The 25,062-nt window shown below is 43.5% G+C and carries 19 protein-coding genes and 1 pseudogene; 10 read left to right on the forward strand and 10 right to left on the reverse strand.

Going from position 1 to position 25,062, the window contains the following annotated elements; all coding sequences use genetic code 11:
* Positions 1-125: pseudogene (locus AACQ83_RS17890) on the reverse strand (IS30 family transposase); the annotation flags it as partial.
* Positions 126-985: 860 nt separating this feature from the next.
* On the opposite strand from AACQ83_RS17890, the gene AACQ83_RS17895 reads away from it, so the two are divergent.
* Positions 986-1,759 (forward strand): BPSS1780 family membrane protein, encoded by a 774-nt coding sequence (locus AACQ83_RS17895; protein WP_112878977.1) that lies wholly within the window; start codon positions 986-988, stop codon positions 1,757-1,759.
* 117 nt (positions 1,760-1,876) lie between these two features.
* Here the strand turns inward: AACQ83_RS17895 and serS are convergent, their stop codons facing one another.
* The 5 genes from serS to lrp form a co-directional block, all read right to left on the reverse strand.
* Positions 1,877-3,166 carry a serine--tRNA ligase gene (gene serS, locus AACQ83_RS17900; RefSeq protein ID WP_112878978.1) on the reverse strand — a complete coding sequence of 430 codons (1,290 nt, stop codon included), beginning with the start codon at positions 3,164-3,166 and terminating at the stop codon, positions 1,877-1,879.
* Positions 3,167-3,396: 230 nt separating this feature from the next.
* Complete coding sequence (locus tag AACQ83_RS17905; protein WP_112878979.1) at positions 3,397-4,740, reverse strand: replication-associated recombination protein A; 1,344 nt, start codon at positions 4,738-4,740, stop codon at positions 3,397-3,399.
* Between the two features lie 7 nt (positions 4,741-4,747).
* Entirely contained in the window at positions 4,748-5,359 is a 612-nt protein-coding gene (lolA, locus tag AACQ83_RS17910) for an outer membrane lipoprotein chaperone LolA (protein WP_112878980.1), read from the reverse strand.
* Positions 5,360-5,446: 87 nt separating this feature from the next.
* Positions 5,447-8,824 carry a DNA translocase FtsK 4TM domain-containing protein gene (locus AACQ83_RS17915; protein WP_112878981.1) on the reverse strand — a complete coding sequence of 1,126 codons (3,378 nt, stop codon included), beginning with the start codon at positions 8,822-8,824 and terminating at the stop codon, positions 5,447-5,449.
* Between the two features lie 130 nt (positions 8,825-8,954).
* Positions 8,955-9,449, reverse strand: a complete 495-nt coding sequence (gene lrp / locus AACQ83_RS17920) for a leucine-responsive transcriptional regulator Lrp (RefSeq protein ID WP_011145896.1) — start codon at positions 9,447-9,449, stop codon at positions 8,955-8,957.
* A 498-nt stretch (positions 9,450-9,947) separates the two neighbouring features.
* Here lrp and trxB point away from each other — a divergent pair, with 498 nt between their 5' ends.
* The 5 genes from trxB (at position 9,948) to infA (ending at position 15,636) form a co-directional block, all read left to right on the forward strand.
* Positions 9,948-10,907, forward strand: coding sequence for a thioredoxin-disulfide reductase (trxB, locus tag AACQ83_RS17925; RefSeq protein ID WP_112878982.1), 960 nt, complete (start codon positions 9,948-9,950; stop codon positions 10,905-10,907).
* 134 nt (positions 10,908-11,041) lie between these two features.
* The gene (gene cydD / locus AACQ83_RS17930) at positions 11,042-12,811 is read left to right on the forward strand and encodes a heme ABC transporter permease/ATP-binding protein CydD (RefSeq protein WP_112878983.1); all 1,770 of its coding nucleotides are present in this window, start codon (positions 11,042-11,044) and stop codon (positions 12,809-12,811) included.
* 2 nt (positions 12,812-12,813) lie between these two features.
* The gene (cydC, locus tag AACQ83_RS17935; protein ID WP_112878984.1) at positions 12,814-14,562 is read left to right on the forward strand and encodes a heme ABC transporter ATP-binding protein/permease CydC; all 1,749 of its coding nucleotides are present in this window, start codon (positions 12,814-12,816) and stop codon (positions 14,560-14,562) included.
* Positions 14,563-14,568: 6 nt separating this feature from the next.
* Complete coding sequence (gene aat, locus AACQ83_RS17940; RefSeq protein ID WP_112879011.1) at positions 14,569-15,261, forward strand: leucyl/phenylalanyl-tRNA--protein transferase; 693 nt, start codon at positions 14,569-14,571, stop codon at positions 15,259-15,261.
* A 156-nt stretch (positions 15,262-15,417) separates the two neighbouring features.
* A complete protein-coding gene (gene infA / locus AACQ83_RS17945) occupies positions 15,418-15,636 on the forward strand; it encodes a translation initiation factor IF-1 (RefSeq protein WP_002211347.1) in 219 nt (72 codons plus the stop codon).
* 84 nt (positions 15,637-15,720) lie between these two features.
* On the opposite strand, the gene clpA is transcribed toward infA, so the two are convergent.
* Positions 15,721-17,997, reverse strand: coding sequence for an ATP-dependent Clp protease ATP-binding subunit ClpA (gene clpA / locus AACQ83_RS17950; protein WP_112878985.1), 2,277 nt, complete (start codon positions 17,995-17,997; stop codon positions 15,721-15,723).
* Positions 17,998-18,029: 32 nt separating this feature from the next.
* A complete protein-coding gene (gene clpS / locus AACQ83_RS17955) occupies positions 18,030-18,350 on the reverse strand; it encodes an ATP-dependent Clp protease adapter ClpS (protein WP_112878986.1) in 321 nt (106 codons plus the stop codon).
* A gap of 342 nt (positions 18,351-18,692) precedes the next feature.
* Between clpS and cspD the strand changes: the two genes are divergently transcribed.
* Positions 18,693-18,914 (forward strand): cold shock-like protein CspD, encoded by a 222-nt coding sequence (gene cspD, locus AACQ83_RS17960; protein ID WP_036814644.1) that lies wholly within the window; start codon positions 18,693-18,695, stop codon positions 18,912-18,914.
* A gap of 80 nt (positions 18,915-18,994) precedes the next feature.
* On the opposite strand, the gene macB is transcribed toward cspD, so the two are convergent.
* Both macB and macA read right to left on the reverse strand, forming a co-directional pair.
* A complete protein-coding gene (macB, locus tag AACQ83_RS17965; protein WP_112878987.1) occupies positions 18,995-20,938 on the reverse strand; it encodes a macrolide ABC transporter ATP-binding protein/permease MacB in 1,944 nt (647 codons plus the stop codon).
* Positions 20,938-22,053: a macrolide transporter subunit MacA gene (gene macA / locus AACQ83_RS17970; protein WP_112878988.1), complete on the reverse strand. Its 1,116-nt coding sequence runs from the start codon at positions 22,051-22,053 to the stop codon at positions 20,938-20,940. Before macA ends, macB begins: the two co-directional genes overlap by 1 nt.
* Before the next feature lie 313 nt (positions 22,054-22,366).
* Between macA and AACQ83_RS17975 the strand changes: the two genes are divergently transcribed.
* The 3 genes from AACQ83_RS17975 (at position 22,367) to artJ (ending at position 25,055) form a co-directional block, all read left to right on the forward strand.
* Positions 22,367-23,266: a lysine exporter LysO family protein gene (locus tag AACQ83_RS17975; protein ID WP_112878989.1), complete on the forward strand. Its 900-nt coding sequence runs from the start codon at positions 22,367-22,369 to the stop codon at positions 23,264-23,266.
* Between the two features lie 306 nt (positions 23,267-23,572).
* Complete coding sequence (gene artP / locus AACQ83_RS17980) at positions 23,573-24,301, forward strand: arginine ABC transporter ATP-binding protein ArtP (protein WP_112878990.1); 729 nt, start codon at positions 23,573-23,575, stop codon at positions 24,299-24,301.
* A gap of 19 nt (positions 24,302-24,320) precedes the next feature.
* A complete protein-coding gene (gene artJ, locus AACQ83_RS17985) occupies positions 24,321-25,055 on the forward strand; it encodes an arginine ABC transporter substrate-binding protein (RefSeq protein ID WP_112878991.1) in 735 nt (244 codons plus the stop codon).
* The last annotated feature ends 7 nt before the right edge of the window (positions 25,056-25,062 follow it).

The raw sequence follows: 25,062 nt of genomic DNA on the forward strand, positions 1-25,062 counted from the left end.
ACCTGTTCAGGACTTAAGTCTTTCCAAATTAACCGTTTTATCCATTTTTTTACTTCCGGCGTTATTTTCACGGCTTTCTTAGCAAAATGACGACGAGCCAATACCTTCAAATGAGCCTGTTCAGGGCTGTTACTCACAGCATTATTATGTGGCATTGATTATGCCAAACCGCGATATCTTAAATACTCAAAATTAAACTTAATATAAAACAGGCATCAAAAGTGGTAAAAACAACCGTTAAAACCTTATACCGATTAAAATCAGAAGTTAAAACAATGATTTTTAATAACAGGTTTAAAATCGGCCTATCATAAATCTATCGTTGAAAAATGAAAAACAAAAATAGACTTTATTAATGCTTATATCCCATGAAAAAGGATAATAAGGATAATAAGGATAATAAGGATAATAAGGATAATAAGGATATAAATAGTTTAATCAGATAATCTATTTTCCAAAAACAACTATCTTTAATGATGTTTTCAACTACAAAAGTAAATTTTCTCATAAACCAGTTAAATAATCGATGATGAAAAATCGGCATTGAAATATAAATATTAATTAATTTATATGATAGAAACCACAATATATTACAAAGATAGCTTAGTTATTTAGGTAATGAAAAAACCACTTGTTGAAGTTAAAAAACAGACAGCAACGAATTGCTTGAAAATACATCACATCATTAGTTAATTACTCCTATTTAGTGCTTGTTGATTAATAAATTTAATATATTATACTTGCCAGCTTTTTACAGCTGACTGTAACTTTGAAGATGCAGACAGAAAAAGCGATTCAATAAATTACAAGTTAATAATTAAATTGGAAAATACATGGATAATAAGAACCTAAATTTTAATTCCAACGCTATATACCCTATGGATTTCAAGATGCATCGCGACGGCAAGGGAGTGAATCCCCGGGAGCATAGGTAACTATGTGACCGGGGTGAGCGAGTGCAGCCAACAAAGAGGCAACTTGAAAGATGACGGGTATATACAACAATCAAGAGGTATTTATCCTTGGAGGTCAATCCCTCAGTAGCGTCGAAGGTATGGGATGGATTAGTCAAGCATGGGGTCTCGTCAAACGTAAATTAGGTATGTGGATACTACTTAGTATCATTTATTTCATTATCATATCTGGTTTACAGCTTATTCCTTTCCTTGGGATATTTGCAGGGATTTTGGGTTCAGTACTAGCTGGAGGCATTATTGCTCTGTGTGAAAAACAGAGAACTACCGGAGAATTTGAACTAGGGCTGTTATTCAGCGGATTTCAGCAAAACTTTGCGTCACTACTTGGCGTTGGTGCCTTATCATTTGGCATTATGCTTCTTGGTATCATAGCAATGTTTATTCTCGGCGGTAGTGCCATGATTAACATCTTCTTAGCTAGTCAATATGGTGAAGTTCCTACTGAAATATTCCCAAGTGATCTGTCTCCATTACTTCTTGGTGTCTTTATTCTGTTTATCTTCAGCATCATTGCTGCTGCTTTAACCTGGTTTGCACCAGCGTTAATCGTTATTCACAATTTGAAATTTGGTGCTGCCGTATCAATGAGCCTGGAAGCAGTGAAGAAGAATTTATTGCCCGGTTTCCTATTCTTTATTATCTTTGCGTTAATGACGACACTTTCTATAGTGACTTTCGGCTTAGGCTTTTTAGTCACTATACCAATATTTTTCGCCAGCTATTATTCATCTTACCGTAGCATTTTCATCAGTAAGGAGAAGTCATCGACTTTAGTTAACTAAAAGATAAAGATACATTTATTATTTACTGAATTTGGTAATTTTATTTTCAGTAAATTTGTAATTAATAAAATAGACAGCAAAAAGCGCCAAATCTGGCGCTTTTCATTAATACAATAATCAACCAATATATTCCAAACCACCCATATATGGACGCAATACTTCGGGTATTTCAATACGACCATCGGCTTGCTGATAGTTTTCCATAATGGCAACCAGAGTACGGCCAACTGCCAAACCAGAGCCATTCAGGGTATGGAGTAATTGAGTTTTCTTATCTTCTTTGCCACGGAAACGTGCTTGCATACGGCGCGCCTGGAAATCCCACATATTAGAACAGGAAGAGATTTCACGATATGTGTTCTGAGCCGGTAACCACACTTCCAAATCATAAGTTTTACACGCGCTAAAACCCATATCACCGGTACACAATAAAACTTTACGATATGGCAGGTTCAGTAATTGCAGTACTTTCTCTGCATGTCCTGTCAATGCTTCCAATGCATCCATTGATTCATCAGGATGAACAATCTGAACCAACTCAACTTTATCAAACTGGTGCATACGGATCAGGCCACGAGTGTCACGGCCATAAGAACCCGCTTCTGAACGGAAGCAAGGGGTATGAGCGGTCATTTTCAATGGCAATTCATTTTCATCCAGAATGTCACCACGAACCAAGTTGGTTATCGGAACTTCAGCAGTTGGGATCAGCGCGTAATGGCTTTCCGCCTCTTCTTCCAGCGGCTTAGTATGAAAAAGATCTTCACCAAATTTCGGCAATTGACCCGTACCATATAAGGTTTCATGGTTTACCAAATAGGGAACATAAGTTTCCAAATAGCCATGCTGTTCTGTGTGAAGGTTTAGCATAAATTGCGCCAAGGCCCGATGCAGACGGGCAATTTGCCCTTTCATCACCACAAAGCGTGAACCGGTTAGTTTAACCGCAGCGGCAAAGTCCAGACCATTGGTCAATTCACCTAATGAAACATGATCTTGAATTTCAAAATCATATTTACCTGGCTCACCCCAACGGCTCACTTCCAAATTGTCGTTCTCATCTTTACCTACCGGTACAGAGTCATCTGGAATGTTAGGGATACTTAAAGCCAAATCACGGATTTCAGCTTGAAGTTTTTCCAGTTCGGCTTTCGCTGTATCCAACTTTTCACCTAACTGGTTCACTTCCTGACGTAGCGGATCAATATCTTCACCACGGGCTTTTGCTGCACCAATAGCTTTCGATCGGGAATTACGTTCTGCTTGCAGGGTTTCAGTTTCAACTTGTAAAACTTTACGGCGCTCTTCTTGTTTGCGCAGCGTATCCACGTCAAGGGTATAACCCCTGCGAGCCAGTTTTTCGGCGACTGCGTCTAGCTCATTACGCAGTATGTTTGGATCGAGCATGCTAGTCCTGTGCTTGTCGTTATTAAGTTATACCCGTTATCTTTCAAGTTGCCTCTTTGTTGGCTGCACTTACTCACCCCGGTCACATAGTTATCTATGCTCCCAGGGATTCGCTCCCTTGCCGTCGCGATGGATCTTGAAATCCATTGGGTATAGATGATGTGAATAGGCCCACACAAGTTGATGGGCCATAAGATATTTTACCTGCCAACCTTACCGCAACAATAATGTTAGCGATAGCGTTTTATCGGGCTATTTTGATCCTGTTCAGCAAGCCAGGCGAGTTTATCGCCTATTTTACCTTCTAATCCTCGGTTAGCCGGATGATAATAACGAGTTTCCCGCATCTCAGGCGGAAAATAAACTTCACCCGCAGCATAAGCATTAGGTTCGTCATGGGCATAACGATATTCCTCGCCAAGCCCCATCCCTTTCATCAATTTTGTCGGTGCATTGCGCAAATGTGCGGGAACATCATAATCAGGTTTTTCCTTCGCATCAGCCATTGCTGCTTTAAAAGCGGTATAAACAGCGTTACTTTTCGGTGCACAAGCAAGATAAACAATAGCCTGAGCAATCGCCCTTTCACCTTCTGCCGGCCCAACACGGGTAAAACAATCCCATGCAGCAATCGCTACCTGCATTCCTCTAGGATCGGCATTACCAACATCTTCGGAAGCAATAGCCAATAAACGACGGGCAACATATAACGGATCACCACCGGCAGTAATAATTCGAGCATACCAATAAAGCGCAGCGTCAGGTGCAGAACCACGAATAGATTTATGCAGTGCTGAAATCAAATCGTAATAACGATCACCTTTATTATCAAAACGCGCACTTCTCTCTCCACTGACTTCTTTCAATAGCCCCGGTGTCAAAACCCTCAGCCCCTGAGCATCGGTTTCTGCCACATCCGCCATCATTTCAAGCAGATTCAGTGAGCGACGAGCATCACCTGCAACCAGTTCCGCCACCATACGACGGGTGTTTTCGGGCAAAACGATATTCTGTCCACGATAACCACGCTCTTTATCATTCATGGCCTGCTCAAGAACCTGCTCAATCTCTTCTGTTGTCAATGACTTAAGTAGATAGACACGCACTCGTGAAAGTAATGCGGAATTCAGTTCAAAAGAGGGATTTTCTGTCGTCGCACCAATAAAGGTGATCGTGCCATCTTCAATGTGTGGCAGAAAAGCATCCTGTTGGCTTTTGTTAAAACGATGTACTTCATCAACAAACAGGATAGTTCTACGCCCTGAATTCCGGTTCTGACGCGCTTTTTCAATCGATTCACGTATCTCTTTGATACCGGAAGTGACCGCAGATATCCGTTCAACATCAGCCTGAGCATAATGCCCAATAATTTCAGCTAATGTTGTTTTGCCCGTCCCCGGTGGCCCCCATAAAATCATGGAGTGCAGTTGTCCAGCCCGGATAGCCCTTGGCAGAGGTTTTCCTTCAGCGAGTAAATGCCGCTGCCCGATATATTGCTCTAATGTCATCGGCCGCATACGCGCGGCCAATGGCTGAAATTCATTTTGAGAAAAATTGAGTGACAGGTTGTTCACTTAAACCTCACTGGCGCTGATCATCCAGCGTAACGCCTTTCGGTAGCGTAAAACTGAACTTTGCCGCATCCACATGGGTATTTTGCTGCCCTTTTAATTGATAAGCACTCTTTTGTCCATCCTGCTCAATAGCAGAAAATTTTTGGATAGTGCCATCCATCGTAACGGTAATCGAGAAACGTTTCAGATTACCAGTGACATTATTCGGCGTCAGTTCAAAATCATTCCCTTGCTGGCTAATTTTATATTGGGACCAATCTTTAGCATCGTTACGAGTAATTAACATAAACGGCGTGTTACCTGTGGCATCTTTCAACCAATTAGCCGTTACCTGCTCAACAAATGGATTATAAAACCACAATGTTTTACCATCCGATACCAAGACACTTTCATCAGGTGATGTCATATGCCAGTTGAATAGGTTTGGACGTTTCACCCACAATTGCCCCTCGCCTTCCTGAATTGTTGCCCCATCATCACTAGTGACGGTTTGAGTAAAGCTGGCATGAAAACTATTTACTTTACCCAAACGTTCCTGCAAATTCTGGCTGGCATTTGCCCATGCCACATTGATATTCATGCCAACCATTAAACAACCAATCAATATCAGCTTTTTCATGTAAGAGATACCTTTCTCAACGTTATTACTTCTTTCTCAACGTTATTACCTGAGTGATTTACTATCAGAGTTTTCAATATTCAATAATTAGTGCTCATGTGGCGGTGGGGCTAATACTTCACGATTACCATTATGACCCGGAGCACTGACAATCTGTTGTGCCTCCATCTGTTCCACAATACGCGCCGCTCGGTTATAACCAATACGGAATTGACGCTGGACGCCAGAAATCGAAACTCGTCGTTTTTCCGTCACGAATTGAACTGCCTGATCAAACAGGGCATCCAACTCTTCGTCGCTATCAAGACCCAAGCCACCTTCAGCATCATCACCACCACTGAGAATGCTGTCAACATACTCTGGACGACCGCGAGCTTTCCAATCATTAACCACTTTATGAACTTCCTGATCCCGAACAAATGCACCGTGAACACGCACCGGAATCGAGGAGTTTGGCGCCAGATAAAGCATATCCCCCATGCCTAACAAAGATTCAGCGCCGCCTTGATCAAGGATGGTGCGGGAATCAATTTTGCTGGAAACCGTAAAGGCAATACGAGTCGGAATATTGGCTTTAATCAGACCGGTAATAATATCGACAGATGGACGTTGAGTCGCCAGAACCAGATGGATACCAGCAGCTCGAGCTTTCTGCGCTAATCGGGCAATCAGCTCTTCGACTTTTTTGCCGACGGTCATTATTAAGTCAGCAAATTCATCGACCATAACAACAATATACGGTTCTTTTTTCAGCACCGGATGAGTAGCATCCATGCTGTCACCCGGCTTCCAGAATGGATGAGGAATTGGGCGTCCCATCTCTTCTGCCTGCTTAACCTTTTCGTTATAACCCGCCAGATTACGCACACCCAATGCAGACATCAGTTTATAACGGCGTTCCATTTCACCGACACACCAGCGCAGTGCATTAGCAGCATCTTTCATATCGGTAACAACTTCGGTTAACAGATGCGGAATACCTTCATAAACCGACAACTCCAACATTTTCGGGTCAATCATAATAAAGCGGACATCCTCTGGTTTTGCTTTATAGAGGATACTGAGGATCATAGCGTTGACACCAACAGATTTACCCGAACCGGTTGTACCCGCCACCAGCAAGTGCGGCATTTTACCTAAATCAGCGACAACCGGCTGGCCGCCAATATCTTTACCCAACACAATTGTCAGTGGTGACGGATTATCGCGGAATTTTTCACAATCCAATACTTCACGCAAATAGACCGTCTGGCGCTTTTTATTCGGCAATTCCAAGCCAACATAAGGTTTACCCGGAATCACTTCAACAATACGCACAGCGACCGCTGATAGAGAACGTGCTAAATCTCTTGATAAGTTGGAAATACGTGAGGCTTTAACACCCGGAGCTAAATCCAGTTCAAACCGGGTAATCACCGGACCGGGTGAAAAACCCACAACATCAGCTTTAACTCGATAATCACTCAGACGCACTTCAATCAAACGGGACGTTTGCTCAAGGGCAAACATATCAACGGGTTCCTCTTCTGCTAAAGGACTGATTAGCAGATCGAGCGAAGGCATTGGTGTCGTTGGTTTTGGCAACGGTTGATCGTTACGAACTAAAAACGGATGGAATAAGCTATCTTGCTGCGGTTGCTGCGGTTGCTGCGGTTGCTGCGGTTGCTGCGGTTGCTGCGGTTGCTGCGGTTGCTGCGGTTGCTGCGGTTGCTGCGGTTGCTGCGGTTGCTGCGGTTGCTGCACAACATTGTGTACAGGTGCTGGCGCAAAAGCAATTTCTGTGGGTCGTTCTGATTGATTTTCCGGTGCTGATTGAACAGAAGGCATAAATAACGGCTCTGCCGGCTCTTTTTCAACTAAATCTTCAACCGGTGAAAAGTTATTTAAAATCGATAAACTCTCCAGAGCAGAAAGCTCTTTTTTCTCCTGGTGACCTTGCTCCTGATAACGCTTATATTGCGGCTGCTCAACTGTCTGTTTGACAGTCTCTGTCGCTGTTTGAACCCGTTTTTCCACCGAAGGCTCATTTTCCAGCTCAAATAGATTCTGTCTTATCTGAGGCTGGATTGGAGTCTGTTCTTCTGTATCCGCCGTAATACGATAACGCTCGCGCTGTTGTTCAAGAAACTGCTGACTCAGCAACGCTTCTTGCTGTTTATCAGACTCAATATCATCATCCGTTCCACCTACTTGCTGTTTAGCCTCCTCTTCACGCTGTTGTTCTGCAAGACGTTGTGAAGGCACTTTAATGCCATACAATTCACGGCGAGTTGGAATACGAACAGGATTAGGACGAGGTAGTTCTGGCCCGATTCCTTGTTTTACTTGAGAGTTACCCGTTATAACCGTTGCAGCAGTTGACGCTACAACATTTTTTGACTCTGTTTCAGGCATGAAAGTGAAGGTATCACCGCTGTCCTGGCTATTTTCGATGGATTCAAATGTTGGCGTTGCTTCACGATTAAATTCAGATATAGGCTCAAAACGGTACTCAGCAGGCGTTTCAAATACATAACGAACAAGTTCGTCATTATTCTTTTCACTCTCTTCTACTAATGACTGAGGGCGTGCAATATCATCGGATGTATTAACCAGAATTTCAGGTTCAGCATCAATATCAGCCATATTAGTGGTAGGAATATCTATTGGCTGTTCTTGTTCGATTTCTGCTTTCACCGATTCTGGTTCGTCCAGTTCAGCTTTTGCTAATTCTACGGCTGAAGGTGCTGTAAATAGTACATCATCATGATCAATATCAGCCGCTGTAAATTCAGATTCTGTTTTATCATCGGCGGGATCTTCCCTCTCAATAGCCGTTTCACCGTATGGCATATATTCCTGTTCATTACGGCTACGATTGGTAATAAATCCTATTGCTCCCAGAATTACTGCTCCCGTTTTTTCAGCAATGGTTAACCATGACCAACCAGTAAATAACGTCAACCCAATTGCCCAAATACACAGCAAGACCAAAGTTGCACCTAATTCATTAAACCAGGGCAACATCGCACTACTAAACAGACTGCCAATAATACCGCCGGAAGCAAAGTAATGGAGATCGTCAACATTCAGTGCCGCTAATCCACATGAAGTCAAAACGATTGCCAATGCACCAATAACGCGCAAAGCCAACGCAAAGAAATCAACATACTCTCGGTCATCATGTTGCTTAAAAGCAGTCCAGCAACCCAATATCATCACTGGCGGGATGACATAAGCTAGAATGCCAAATGCAGAAAACAGCGTATCGGCCAGCCATGCACCCACACCACCACCCAAATTATGCACTGGCTCATGCCATGCAGTCTGAGACCAACTGGGATCAGAAGGGTTAAAACTGACAAGTGCGACCAGCAGATAAACCGCTAGGATAACAATGACAAGCAACACAGCTTCTAACAGCCTGCGCCCACTACTCAGTCTCTTTAATTTAATATCTTTATCTTCTGTATATTCCTGGCTCAAGAAAGGCTCTCCAGGTTTCCTGTTAATTTAACGGAACAACGCCGAGATAGCTCAGCGTTGAAACTGTATGCATAAACAGGAGTGTACCTAAGTTTTTCCAGTTTTGCACCTGTACATTTTTGGTAAGATTTTAGCGAGTCTTAATGACCAAACGATTGCTCTGCTTAACTTCTTCCATCACAACATATGTGCGGGTGTCATTAACACCTGGCAAACGCAACAAAGTTTCGCCTAGCAACTTACGATAAGCTGACATGTCTGGTACGCGAGTTTTCAATAGATAGTCGAAATCACCGGAAACTAAGTGGCATTCCTGAATCTCTTCCAATTTTTGTACAGCAGCGTTGAATTGTTCAAAAACATCTGGAGCACCACGGTTTAAGGTAATTTCAACAAATACCAGCAAAGATGCATCCAAATAGTGAGGATTCAGCAATGCCGTGTATCCAGTAATAAACCCTTGGCGTTCCAGACGACGAACACGCTCCAGACACGGGGTTGGAGACAAACCTACCCGTTTAGACAGTTCTACATTAGAAATTCGCCCATCTTTCTGTAGCTCATTTAGGATATTACGATCTATGCGATCAAGATCTTTTCCCGGACGTTTTTTATTATCTATCATTTTGTTGATCTCTCTTTATTTTCCTACACCCATAACATTTTCCCCTATCTCTTGAGTTTGAGTTGGAAAAGATGTCTTAAAGTTAAAGCCTCGCTCTATCAGCGTAAAGCAACTCACAGGCCATTTTTTTAATGCTACACTAGAGGGAATTATCCGCATGTCGATTTTTATAGAAACGAATTTAGCGAGGTGGATAATTATCTCTTACAGTGATGTTTTCGCAAATGCACAGCCGATTGTCAAAGTAAATGAGCAAAAATCAGAACAACCTGTGGAACAAATTTTCAGTTAATCGTTTCGATAGTCTATCATTAATTGAAAACGAGCAAATAAAATCCAAACAGCACTAAAAGGACACTTTTCTCAGGTTAAAATCATTGTTAGTTAATATCTATCGGTAAAATCGTTAGTAACATGAGTCTTTTAACTTTTTTTACCCTCCTATTTCTCCTACAATCGTTCGATATTCGATAGGTGATAAATGGAAATGAGGTATTCATGAGCGCCGCCAAACACCACAAACTCATTATTCTTGGCTCCGGTCCAGCAGGCTATACCGCTGCGGTTTATGCTGCCCGAGCAAATTTAAATCCGGTTCTTATTACCGGGGTTGAAAAAGGCGGTCAATTGACTACAACCACCGAGGTCGAAAACTGGCCAGGCGATCCTGAAGATTTGACCGGCCCAGGGTTAATGGAGCGCATGCACCAACATGCTGAAAAATTCCAAACTAAAATCATTTCTGACCATATTCAAAAAGTTGATCTGCAAAACCGGCCTTTACGCCTTTATGGTGATGAACAAGAATATACCTGTGACGCACTGATTATCGCAACAGGTGCTTCTGCCCGTTACTTAGGTTTACCTTCTGAAGAGACATTCAAAGGGCGTGGTATTTCAGCCTGTGCAACTTGTGATGGTTTCTTTTATCGTAACCAGAAAGTCGCCGTTGTTGGCGGTGGTAATACTGCGGTAGAAGAGGCCTTATATCTGGCAAATATTGCAGCGGAAGTTCATCTAATTCATCGCCGTGATACCTTCCGTTCAGAGAAGATCTTGATTAATCGCCTGATGGATAAAGTCAAAAATGGCAATATCATCCTGCACACCGATCGTATTCTGGATGAAGTACTCGGTGATGATATGGGTGTTACCGGTGTTCGCCTACGCGATACCCAAAGTGGCGCTACAGAAGAATTGGCGGTTACCGGCACCTTCATTGCTATCGGCCATACTCCCAATACCACTATCTTTGAAGGCCAATTAGAACTGGATAATGGTTACATCAAAGTTCAATCCGGTTTACAGGGTAACGCCACTCAGACCTCTATTCCCAGTGTATTCGCCGCCGGTGATGTCATGGATCATACCTACCGACAGGCAATTACGTCCGCCGGTACAGGTTGTATGGCAGCCCTTGACGCAGAACGTTTCCTGGATGGGCTAGCCGCTAAATAAATTCTTTTTCTTTCAAGGCGCTATTTCGGTAGCGCTTTTTAACATGTAACATATCAGCAGGATGTTGACACATAGGATATGTCCAGCCTTTTGGTACACCATTACTCTCACCTGTTAAATTAGAATTTTTCCTTATGGACAAAACAAGACAGTATGAATTGGTTCGCTGGCTGAAACAGCAAAGTGCCCCGGCCCAACGCTGGCTCCGCCTGTCCATGTTATTTGGCTTAATCAATGGATTATTGATTATTGCTCAAGCCTGGCTACTGGCCTCAATTCTGCAAGCTTTAATCATGGATAATCTTCCACGCGAGCACATTACGAACGAATTTTGGTTGCTAGCAGCCACCTTTGTGTTACGAGCTATCATCAGTGCCATTCGGGAACGAATCGGTTTTATCTGTGGCAAAGTCGTGCGTCAGAAAATCCGCGCTATGGTATTAGATAAGCTGGAACAACTTGGCCCAATGTGGGTTAAGGGTAAACCAGCCGGTAGCTGGGCAACCATTATTCTTGAGCAGATAGAAGATATGCAGGATTATTATTCCCGCTATCTGCCACAGATGTCTCTCGCCGTCATAATCCCTATTCTTATTCTGATCACCCTATTCCCTGTTAACTGGGCTGCCGGGCTAATTTTATTCGCTACTGCTCCCCTGATCCCGCTATTTATGGCGCTGGTTGGTTTAGGCGCCGCAGACGCTAATCGGCGTAATTTTGTCGCACTAGGGCGGTTAAGCGGTAATTTTCTTGATAGGTTACGTGGGTTAGAAACGTTGCGCTTGTTTTATCGCGGCAAAGTAGAAACACAACAAATCAACGAATCCACCGAAAACTTCCGTTGCAGAACGATGGAAGTGCTGAGATTAGCGTTCCTTTCCTCTGCGGTGCTGGAGTTCTTTGCAGCCATTTCTATTGCCGTTGTCGCTGTTTATTTCGGTTTCTCCTATTTGGGGGAGCTTAATTTTGGCAGTTACGGGATGGGTGTTACCCTGTTTGCCGGTTTTCTGGTGTTAACCCTCGCCCCAGAATTTTTTCAGCCATTACGCGATCTGGGTACTTATTATCACGCTAAAGCACAGGCGATTGGGGCCGCCGAAGCATTAGTGACTTTATTGAGCAGTGATGGTGAATATGCACCTGCCGGTGGTGATAAAACACTTCCCCCCCAAGATCCGTTGACCATCATTGCTAATAATCTGGAAATTTTGGCCCACGACGGCAACCGGCTTGCTGGCCCGTTGAATTTTACTATAGAGAAAAATCAACGGGTGGCATTAATTGGTCAAAGTGGAGCAGGTAAAAGTTCCCTCTTGAATTTACTGTTAGGGTTCCTGCCCTATCGTGGTTCAATACAAATTAATGGCACCGAACTGTGTGAGTTGGATCAACAGAGATGGCGTAATCAACTGAGCTGGGTTGGACAAAATCCACATCTGCCTGAGCAGACTTTGCTTGATAATATTCGTCTGAACCAACCTAATGCCAATCAACAACAAATCCATCAGGTTATGGAACAAGCATACGTCATCGAATTTATTCACGATTTACCCGATAGGCTGAATACCATCATCGGTGATAATGCAGCACGATTATCCGTTGGTCAGGCCCAACGTATCGCTGTTGCCCGTGCCCTATTGAAACCTTGCCGGTTATTATTACTGGATGAGCCTGGCGCCAGCCTGGATGCGCATAGCGAACAACAGGTGATGGAAACACTCAATCAGGCATCTCATCATCAGACGACCCTGTTAGTTACCCATCAATTGGAAGAAACGCTGGAATATGATCAGATTTGGGTCATGGAAAAGGGGTTGATTATTGAACAGGGAGATTACCAGTCGCTAAGCCAATCTCAAGGGGTATTCACCCGCCTGTTATCCCATCGAAGTAAGGAGCTGTAATTATGCGGGTATTGCTTCCTTTTCTGGCGCTCTATCGCCGTCATTGGTTTCTTATCAGTTTAGGCATGGTTCTGACCATTGTTACACTACTCGCCAGCATAAGTTTACTGACCCTCTCTGGCTGGTTCCTTGCAGGCGCAGCACTAGCAGGTCTTGCCGGTTATACATTCAACTATATGCTACCGGCGGCCGGTGTCCGTGGCTCAGCCATTCTTCGAACTGCCGGGCGCTATGCTGAACGGTTGGTTAGCCATGATGCCACTTTCCGGGTATTGGCACATTTACGGGTTTTTGCCTTTCAGAAAATCTTGCCACTTTCACCGGGAGGAATAGCTCGTTTTCGCCAAGGAGAATTATTAAACCGACTAGTTGCTGATGTTGAAACATTGGATCATCTCTATTTACGGGTGATTTCGCCGATATTATCAGCTCTTATCGTTATCATGGTCCTCACTTTCGGCCTTGGCTTTCTGGATCTCACATTAGCCTATATCCTTGGCGGTATTATGCTGGCTCTGTTGATCCTGCTGCCATCAGTATTTTATAACGCAGGTAAATCCGTTGGCCACAATCTGACTATTCTGCGTGGTCAATACCGCACCCAACTCACAGCGGCATTGCAAGGACAAGCCGAATTGATGGTATTCGGTGCTGCTGGCCGTTTCCGCAAGTCAATGGCTGATATTGAGTCACGTTGGTTAAGACGTCAGCAACAGCAAGCGAATCTAACCGGCTTGTCACAGGCAGTTATGATTTTTGCCACCGGTATGACTGTCACATTGATCTTATGGCTGGCAGCTAACGGCGTGGGGGGAAACAAACAACCGGGGGCATTAATCGCACTGTTCGTCTTCTGTTCTCTTGCCGCATTTGAAACTCTGGGTCCCGTCACTGTTGCATTTCAACATCTAGGACAGGTCGTTACCTCTGCAACCCGGGTTTCTCAATTGATGCAACAAGAACCGGAAGTAACCTTTCCTACATCAGGGCCGGAAAGTTCAGCTCAAGCCAGTATTGATATCAAAAATATCAGTTTCACTTATCCTGATCAGCCAATGGCCGTCCTGAAAAATGTTTCTCTCTGCTTGAAAGCAGGGGAACATGTCGCGCTGTTAGGCAAAACCGGTTGTGGTAAATCTACCTTGCTACAATTATTGACCCGGGCCTGGGATATTGATTCAGGCTCAATCTGTCTGAATCAGCATTCTATTACTGCTTATGACGAATCAACTCTGCGCAGTATGATATCGGTTGTTTCACAACGTGTTCATGTGTTCAGTCATACTTTACGACAGAATTTATTACTGGCAAAACCAAATGCAACCGATAATGAACTAGAAATTGTGCTGAAACAGGTAGGTTTAAGCAATCTACTGGAAACCAATGAGGGACTAAACTGCTGGATGGGCGAAGGCGGTCGTCAGTTGTCAGGCGGTGAACAGCGCCGCTTGGGAATTGCCAGAGCGTTACTGCACTCGGCGCCACTGATGTTACTGGATGAACCTACGGAAGGACTCGATGCGGATACTGAACAACAAATTCTATCTCTATTGCATCAGCATTGTCAGCATAAGTCACTGATTATTGTCACCCACCGCCTGTACGGGCTTGACCATATGGACCGTATTTACGTCATGGATGGCGGCACTATTATTGAACAAGGGCAGCATAATGAATTACTGGCTCAGCAAGGTCGCTATTATCAGTTTTATCAGCGACCACATCAGATTCGTCTTAAACCGGGGCAGTAACACATGATGCCAATAATTCAACTGGATGCTGATTCATATGATTTCCCTCACCCGAAAGAAGCATTAACGGAGCCTAACGGCCTACTGGCAGTCGGGGGAGATTTATCCGCTAAGCGATTAAATGCAGCCTACCATCAAGGTATTTTCCCTTGGTTTTTACCCAGTGAAATGCCACTTTGGTGGTCCCCCGATCCGCGTGCGGTAATCATTCCGGGTGAATTGCATATCGGCCGAACCCTACGCCGGTTTCTGCGCAATCCCCCATACCATATTACGGTGAATCATGCTTTTGAACAGGTGGTTCATTTCTGTGCTCAACGGCAGGAAGGAACATGGATAGGCAAGGATATTCAACAAGGTTATAAAAAATTATATCAGATAGGACAAGCGCATTCAGTAGAAGTCTGGCACAATGAGCGGATTGTTGGTGGTTTGTACGGTGTCAGCGTTGGCACACTATTCTGCGGTGAGTCTATGTTCAGCAGAATGGAGAATGCATCCAAATGTGCGTTCATTGCCTTCTATCACCATTTTCTGCGACACGGTGGTGAACTACTGGATTGCCAAGTGCTTAACCATCACACAGCTTCACTGGGTGCAAAAGAGATCCCCAGGGAAGAATTTATTCAGTATCTTTATCAATTCAGAAATCGGTCATTAAAACCTGGTTGCTGGTTACAACAAGTACTGGAATTATAATCAACATTTGACCGATTCATGTTGCTGATAACATAAATATCACTATGCACTATTTGCAAAATAACGGGTTAAAATACAACATTCCTTTACATAATGAGGGTTTTTCGGCATTATCTTGCCCGTTAAAAACGATGGTTATTAAACTTAGAGGATTAGATGGCCAAAGAAGACAATATTGAAATGCAAGGTACTGTGCTAGACACACTACCAAACACTATGTTCCGCGTTGAATTAGAAAACGGGCACGTAGTCACTGCTCACATTTCAGGTAAAATGCGTAAAAACTATATTCGCATCCTGACAGGCGACAAGGTTACAGTTGAGCTGACCCCATATGACCTGAGCAAAGGCCGTATCGTCTTCCGTAGCCGCTGATTCATTACCGTTTTCAGATATTACACCACAGGTAGCAACTTTGTATTTAACAACTTTGTATTCACCTGTGGTGTCGCTCTTCTATTAGTGCACTACATCTTCCGGCTTCTGCTTATAAGCATTGCTGAAATCGTAAGTCAGTATGCGTTTTGCCTTATCCAAGCCGATACTCACCGAACCACCGTGAACTAATGAGCCGAATAGGAGTTCATTTGCCAACGGTTTTTTCAAGCTATCCTGAATAACCCGCGCCATTGGACGAGCACCCATTGCTTTATCATAGCCTTTATCACATAACCATTGACGAGCATCCGCACTGACCTCCAGCGAAACGCCTTTTTCATCCAATTGTGCTTGCAAGGCGACAATGAACTTATCAACTACCTGTTGAATGACTTCAATAGAAAGCGTATTAAACCAGATGATACCATCAAGACGGTTACGGAATTCCGGTGTAAACACTTTCTTAATTTCTTCCATTGCATCGGAGTTGTTATCCTGCTGCTTAAATCCAATGGATTTGCGCTGTGTTTCACGTACACCCGCATTCGTTGTCATGACTAAAATGACGTTACGAAAATCCGCTTTGCGCCCGTTGTTATCAGTCAGAGTACCGTTATCCATGACTTGCAATAACAGGTTAAATACATCTGGATGTGCTTTTTCAATCTCATCAAGCAGCAATACTGAATGAGGATGTTTAATCACAGCATCCGTAAGCAATCCTCCTTGATCAAAACCAACATATCCCGGTGGTGCACCAATTAAACGACTTACTGTATGGCGCTCCATATATTCTGACATATCAAAACGCAATAATTTGATATTCAACACCTTAGCAAGCTGTACGGTGACTTCCGTTTTCCCTACGCCTGTCGGACCTGCAAGTAGGAAAGAACCCACCGGTTTATTATCCTGCCCCAACCCTGCACGACTCATCTTAATAGCTTCGGTCAATGCCGCAATCGCGGTATCCTGACCGAATACCAACATTTTCAGCCGCTCATCCAGCGTTCTTAGGACATCTTTATCACTGGCAGAAACGGTTTTTTCAGGAATCCGGGCAATCCGGGCAACGACGAATTCAATATCCGACACATTAATCGTTTTTTTACGGCGACTAATCGGCACCAGACGAGTACGCGCCCCAGCTTCATCGATCACATCGATCGCCTTATCCGGTAAGTGGCGATCAGTAATGTATTTCACCGATAAATCAACCGCAGCACGGATAGCTTTCGTGGTATAACGTACATCATGGTGCGCCTCATATTTTGGCCGCAACCCTCTAATAATCTGTACTGTCTCTTCGGGTGAAGGCTCAACAATATCAATCTTCTGAAAACGACGCGCTAATGCCCGATCTTTTTCAAAAATATTACTGAATTCATGATAGGTCGTAGAACCAATCACTCTGATACGTCCACTGGATAACAATGGCTTAATCAGATTAGCCGCATCGACCTGCCCCCCTGACGCAGCCCCCGCACCGATAATGGTATGGATTTCATCTATAAATAGAATACTTTTTCTATCCTGCTCAAGGGTTTTTAACAATGCTTTGAAGCGCTTCTCAAAATCGCCACGATATTTAGTTCCCGCTAGCAATGAACCAATATCCAACGAATAAATCGTACAATCTGCCATCACTTCCGGTACATCTTTTTGCACAATCCGCCACGCCAGCCCTTCTGCAATAGCTGTCTTACCAACCCCCGATTCTCCGACCAACAATGGGTTGTTTTTTCGACGGCGGCACAATATCTGAATTGTTCTTTCTAACTCATCCTGGCGGCCAATCAATGGATCAATCTGTCCTCTTTGAGCGAGTTGATTAAGATTAGTTGTAAAATTTTCCAACCGATCCTCTCCTGTAAGCTGCTCTTCTGCTGATTGCGTGCCTGTCTCCTGATGATCCGATTCCGAGTCCTCTTTTTGAGTTCCGTGAGAAATGAAATTAACCACGTCCAGACGACTCACATCATGTTTACGCAGCAAATAAGCCGCTTGAGACTCCTGTTCGCTAAAAACAGCCACCAGCACATTAGCACCAGAAACCTCTGAACGCCCAGAGGATTGAACATGAAATACCGCGCGCTGAAGAACACGTTGGAAGCTCAACGTTGGCTGAGTCTCCCGCTCATCATTTTCAGGTAACAACGGTGTCGTTTGTGAAATAAAATTCTCCAGCTCCTTACGCAATTGAGCCAGATTGACCTTGCAGGCTTCCAATGCTTCACGCGCTGATGAATTACTTAACAACGCCAGCAATAAGTGCTCCACGGTCATAAACTCGTGTCTGTTATCCCGTGCTTTAGCAAAGGCGATATTAAGACTAAGTTCAAGCTCTTGGTTGAGCATAAGCACCTCCCCCTAAAAATCAGTATACCTGGTCAAACTTTTTCCAGCGTACAAAGTAATGGATGCCCATACTCCCTGGCATACATATTTACCTGGGCTGCTTTAGTTTCTGCCACCTCAGCAGTATAAACCCCACAAACAGCCTTCCCTTGATAATGGACATCCAACATTAATTGCGTTGCCCGTTCAATATCATAAGAAAAGAACTTTCGTAATACGTCAACTACAAACTCCATCGGAGTGTAATCATCATTGTTAAGAATGACCTGATACATTGACGGCGGTTGCAGTTTTTGTTGTCGCTCATCCTTAATAGATTCCTTACTTTTCAAATTGTTATGATACTCGCTCATTATTTTCCCAACGGATTAATCTCTAAAACCAGCCACTGCCAGCAAATAAATTATGTTGCCATTTATCTTATCATTATCTGGGCAACTCCTTTTACCACAGACTATTCCCCTATGAAAACTCGGCATAAAAGTGCATGAACGAAACTCATATCGTTATCTATATCAAACTTTAGTCATTCAAAACAACCAGACATTTGTTCTGTGCTTGACGAGAATTTGATTTTTACTACAGTATGTTTTGTGAACAAACATAGATAATGCCACTGTTTACATGTGATTGTTTACGACTGTTATATTAATGGCTCATCTCAACCGAAATCATTAGACGAGGGATGTAAAAGTATGGAGACAGGTACTGTTAAGTGGTTCAATAATGCTAAGGGTTTTGGGTTTATTTGCCCGGCAAGCGGCGGAGAAGATATATTCGCTCATTACTCAACCATTCAGATGGACGGTTACCGGACGCTGAAAGCGGGCCAAAAGGTGAATTTCAGCGTTCACCAAGGACCAAAGGGAAATCATGCCAGTATTATTGTTCCTCTTGAAAACGAACCCAAAGGCTAAATAGCCTGGCCTGTGGGTCATAACCAGGTATTATTTTCATACGCCGCAGGCAATTACCTGCGGCGTCATATTATTTCCGCTTATTCTCTTGCCAACGCTTCGATTGGATCAAGACGAGCAGCATTACGGGCCGGCAGAAACCCAAATATCACCCCAATTGCGGTAGAACAGGCGAAAGCACTGAGTAAAGCAACAGGCTGGAAAACAAAGCTCCAGCCAGGGAGCGCTAATTGAGCGATAAATGCAATCATATAAGAGAGTGCAATGCCCAAAACGCCACCAACCAGACAAACCAAAATAGCTTCTATCAGAAACTGTTGCATCACATCACTGGTTCTTGCGCCTACTGCCATACGGATGCCGATCTCTCTTGTACGTTCAGTTACTGAAACCAACATAATATTCATGACGCCAATACCACCAACTATCAGTGAAATCACCGCCACCATCGTCAAAAACAGTTGTAAAGTATGGGCCGTTTTTTCCGCTGCTTTTACCATCATGTCCACGTTATAGGTGAAAACATCCTTTTTGCCGTGGCGCAAAGTGAGCAATTGAACTATCTTCTTTTCTATATCCTTAGAGTTATAATCATCCTTTATTCTGACAGTAATTGAATCCAGATAATTTCGGTTCATCAGACGGCTGGTCATCGTGCTATGAGGCAACCAGACATGTAATGATTTGCTACTGCCAAATGCAGCTCTCTTATCAGATATCACTCCCACAATTGTGGCCGGCATATTACCCACCAAAATCACCTCCCCAATCACATTTTTCTGGTGAGGAAACAATTTACGCTGAGTATTTTTATCAATAACCACAACTTGCCCCTGACGGCGTATCATATCCAATGAGAACCCCATTCCCTGAGCAAAGCGCAGAGCATAAACCTGAAAAAACTCATCACCAACGCCAGTCACTCTTGAAGCAACATCAATGTTCCCTTTACGAAGGCGCATTTGCCCCTCAATTTCTGGTGAAACCGCCAGAATATAGGGCTGCGCTTTAATCGCGTCTGAATCCTCTATTTTTAGCGCTTGCATACTGACCGGATCATCAAGGCCAAAATCTTCTCCCGGATAAATATCAATAGTATTCGTCGCAATCTCTTTAATATCGGATAATACCGATGCCCGAGCCGCATCTCCGATAACCAAAATAGTCACGACAGAAGCAATACCAATGATAATCCCCAACATAGTCAGTAAAGTGCGCATCTTGTTGGCAACCATCGCTCGCCATGCCATAAATAAAGCTTCATTAAACCGCCCAAGGGTCTGGCGTATTGAAGATATTTTTGATGTTGACGACGGGACCTTAGTGACTTTTTTGCTTATTTTCGTACCAGAATCACTCATAATATGACCATCCTTGATCTCGATAATGCGCTGTGCCTGCGCCGCGATTTTCGGATCATGAGTGACAATAATGACGGTATGCCCCTGTTCACACAGTTGTTTGAGGATCGCCATCACCTCTTCGCCGGAATGGCTATCCAACGCTCCCGTTGGTTCGTCGGCTAAAATGACTTGCCCTCCGTTCATCAACGCTCTGGCGATACTAACCCTCTGCTGCTGTCCACCAGAAAGCTGCCCCGGACGATAGCAGGTTCTCTCTTCAAGCCCCAAACGACCAAGTAATTCTATGGCTCTCTGGCGACGTACCGCTTTAGAGGCTCCTGAGTAGATAGCAGGAATTTCCACATTCTGTTCAGCGGTCAAATGAGTTAGCAAATGATAACGCTGAAAAATAAAGCCAAAATGTTCCCGCCTTAGTGCTGCCAATTCATCATCACTCAGTTCAGCAACATTCTGTCCTGCGACCCGGTATTCACCCTGACTGGGTTTATCAAGACAACCAAGAATATTCATCAGTGTCGATTTACCCGAACCTGACGCGCCGATAATGGCAACCATCTCACCGGCATGAATAGACAAGGTGACATCATCCAGTACTTTTACCTGCTGCTCACCAGCGGGATAGCTGCGCTCTATACCTTTCAGCTCAAGTAACGCATCCATTACTCATCCTCGACTTCTTCACTACGACCAGTGATCACCTGCTCATGTTCTTTCAGGCCAGATAGAATCTGTACATTTACATCATTGCGCACACCAATGGTCACTTCTCGTTTCTCTTCTTTATCGCCATTCAAGATATCCACCTCATAGCGAGTTGGCGTAATCTGTTTACCCAGAGCAGAGATCGGGATCATTAACACATCACGATGGGAATCAAGCTGAATTTTCACTTGGGCGGTCATTTGCAAACGCAAAAGTTGCTGAGGATTAGCCACCTCAAAGCGGGCATAGAAGAAAATGGCATCATTAATCTTTTCTGGCGTCGGCAAAATATCTTTCAACACCCCTGGAAAATTTTTATCCGGTGCGCCTAATACAGTAAAAGAAGCTTTCTGGCCCGGTTTCAGGTAAATAACATCGGCCTCTGACACTTCCGCTTTTACCAACATCGTTCCCAGATCAGCCAGTGTCAGAATAGTCGGGGCTTCCTGTGCCGCAATGACTGTTTGCCCCTGAAGGGTTTTGATATTGACAACGATACCATCCATTGGCGCGGTAATCCGGGTATATTGCAAATTAGTCTGAGCAGTATCAAGGCTGGCCTGATTTTTACTGATTTGCGCCAGCAAAGTTTCTACCTTCGCTCTTTTTACTTCAACGTCCGTTTTAGCCTGATCCAATTCCTGGAGTGAGACAGCCTGTACTTTTGCCAGATTGTTCTGACGCTGTAATGTCACCTGCGCCAATTCCAATTGTGCCTTGGCTTCTATCAAATAAGCACTCAATTCTTTGATCGTGGCTTCAACTTCTTTGACCTGGTTTTGCGCAGGTTTAGGATCAATCAATGCCAATAACTGGCCTTCTGTCACCTTATCACCCACTTCAACATACAAATTCTGCAACTGACCACTTACCTGTGCGCCCACATCCACTTTTCTGACCGCATCCAATTTCCCCGTTGCCAGTACATTTTTTTCCAAATCGCCTTTAATGATAGAGACTGTCTGATATTTAATCGCTTCTGGCCTATACAGAAAATATCCCAGAACCAATGTGATAACGGTCACAATAGCTAACAATACAACCCATCGACGTTTCGAACGAATAAAATTCATTTAAATATCACCATATTAAGCATTGGATTCAGAAAAATAGTAAAAACTTATTTCTTGCAATACCACGAAAACCTGAGATTTCCACTCATTCCAGATAGATACCGTTCCCTTTACGTTTTATATCCACTGAAAGTTATTAATAACACACCCACCTTAAGAATAAAAAATTCTTTGAGCAACAATACATTTCACTCTATCCTGGCTATTCTCTTAATGTAAAAAAATTGTTATCTTTTATTTTTATAGTCTTTACAATCGATTTTTATACTGAATTTGGATAAAAAGACGTTAATCGTTTTAAAGGATGTTAATTATGTACTCTGGGCTGCTGATCATTCTTTTGCCATTAACGTTAGGCTATCTTATCCATTTGAATAATAAAGTATTGTTAAATGCAGTTCATCACCTTCTTAACGCGATGGTCTATATCATCCTGTTTTTAATGGGGATCAGCCTGGCTTTGTTGGACGATTTAGGCCGTAACCTCTTCTCTATCTTTCAATACGCGATAACATTTTTTTTATGTATTTTTACAGCTAATATGCTGGCGTTATTCCTGCTTGAAAAGCGCGATCCTTGGATTATCAGCCCGCATAAACAGGAAAAACCCCCTTCCCGTTTACATATGGTTTTTGAATCACTGAAATTATGTGGCATGCTGATTTTAGGTTTCCTATTTGGGCTCACTGGCTGGTCATGGCTGCACTTCTCCAATCATGCCAGTGAAATCGCCTTAATCGTTTTACTGTTACTCGTCGGTATTCAATTACGTAACAACGGTATGAGCCTGAAACAGATATTGCTAAACCGCCGTGGTGCTATTATTGCGATTATCATTGCTGTCAGCGCGCTTATCGGCGGTACAATTGCGGCACTTATTCTCGGACTTCCAGTGAAAACAGGTTTAGCATTAGCTTCTGGTTACGGCTGGTATTCCCTTTCTGGCATCTTACTTTCCGACGCTTACGGGCCGGTAATCGGCAGTGCCGCATTCTTTAATGATCTGGTACGCGAACTGGTGGCAATTATGCTCATTCCAGTTCTAATCAATCGATATCGCTCAAGCGCTCTAGGATTAAGCGGGGCGACCTCGATGGATTTCACCTTGCCAGTATTACAACGGTGTGGTGGCGTCAGTATTGTTCCAGCAGCAATAGTTCACGGTTTTGTGCTAAGTTTGCTCGCACCCTTACTGATGGCATTCTTTACTTAACCAAAAGTTGAGCCACAATTAATACTTGATGTCATAAATAACGGTTCGGACGCTTCATTCATCATAAGTCGTCCGCTGCCGCTGCTTATCCTAATATGCTTACTCGTTGTGGTCGATCCATCTTTCCACGGCATGGAAATAGAATAAATAATCTTTTGTTGATAAATCACACAAATAGCAGCCAGAACGCGTTAATGATACATGTAATTGAAATATCAATTAATAATATTCTGTACATAAGATATTGCATAATTATGCTAACGAGTTTAGCATCAAACCAAATCACTGACTATTCAGAATTAAAGCATGAGTATTCAATTAAAAAGCATTGATTGCTATTACGGCGTCCAGCAGGCACTGTTTGATATTAATCTTGAGTGTTCTCCAGGGGAAACGATGGTTTTGCTAGGGCCAAGTGGCGCCGGTAAAAGTACGCTGTTGCGAGTATTAAACCTGCTGGAAATACCACGATCCGGCCAGTTGCATATAGCTAATCATCAATTCGATTTCGAACAAACACCAGGAACCAAGGAGATTCGTTCTCTACGCCAGAATGTAGGTATGGTTTTTCAGCAATATCACTTATGGCCTCATCTTACTGTTATGGATAACCTGATCGAAGCACCTTGTCGCGTACTCGGTTTATCCAAGCAACAGGCGCAGGAAAAAGCGGATAAGCTCCTTTCCCGCTTGCGCTTAGAGGATTTCGCTGGCCGATTTCCACAACACTTATCCGGCGGGCAACAGCAACGGGTCGCTATTGCACGAGCATTGATGATGGAACCCCAGGTTTTATTATTTGATGAACCCACAGCAGCGCTGGATCCAGAAATCACAGCACAGGTTGTCAATATCATCCATGAATTATCCGCTACGGGCATTACGCAGATTATCGTTACCCATGAAGTGGAAATCGCCCGTAAGGCCGCAAGCCGTGTCGTATATATGGAAAACGGCCGCATTATAGAACAAGGTGATATCAGCCATTTTACACAACCACAAACCAAAGCCTTTGCTAATTATCTGTCACACTAACTATTAATAGGATATAGCGATGAAAAAACTACTTTTTGCAGCCCTCTTAGGCACAGTAGCTTTATCTGCAACCGCCACGGAAAAAGAGACCATTCGTTTTGCCACAGAAGCCACTTACCCTCCGTTTGAGTTCATCGATGCAAATAATAAAATTCAGGGTTTTGATGTCGATTTGGCCAATGCCATCTGTGAGAAAATTAATGCCACATGTACCTTTACTAACCAATCCTTTGACAGCCTGATCCCTAGCCTGAAATTTCGTCGCTTCGACGCTTTAGCCGCCGGTATTGATATCACACCCGAGCGCCGAAAACAGGTTGATTTTACTAACACTTATTACGATAACTCCGCAGTTTTCATCTCCGTTAAAGGCAAAGTCTCCAGTACCGCAGAGCTGAAAGGCAAACTTGTGGGTATTCAGAATGGGACAACTCACCAGAAGTATCTGATGGAACAACGAAAAGAGATTAAAACCGTTCCTTATGACAGCTATCAAAATGCCATTCTGGATCTGAAAAATGGCCGTCTGGACGCCGTTTTCGGTGACACTGCCGTTGTTAACGAGTGGCTGAAAAAGAATGAAAACTTAAGTACCGTAGGTAACAAAGTCACTGACAAAAATTACTTTGGTATCGGCTTAGGCATTGCAGTTCGTAAGGGTAACAAAGATCTACAAGATAAGCTGAATAAAGCACTCGCTGACATCAAACGAGATGGCACTTATGACATCATTTATAAAAAATGGTTTAAATAAGTAGCCG

The organism is Photorhabdus sp. S10-54, from assembly GCF_963878145.1.
GTDB classification, from domain to species: domain Bacteria; phylum Pseudomonadota; class Gammaproteobacteria; order Enterobacterales; family Enterobacteriaceae; genus Photorhabdus; species Photorhabdus kayaii.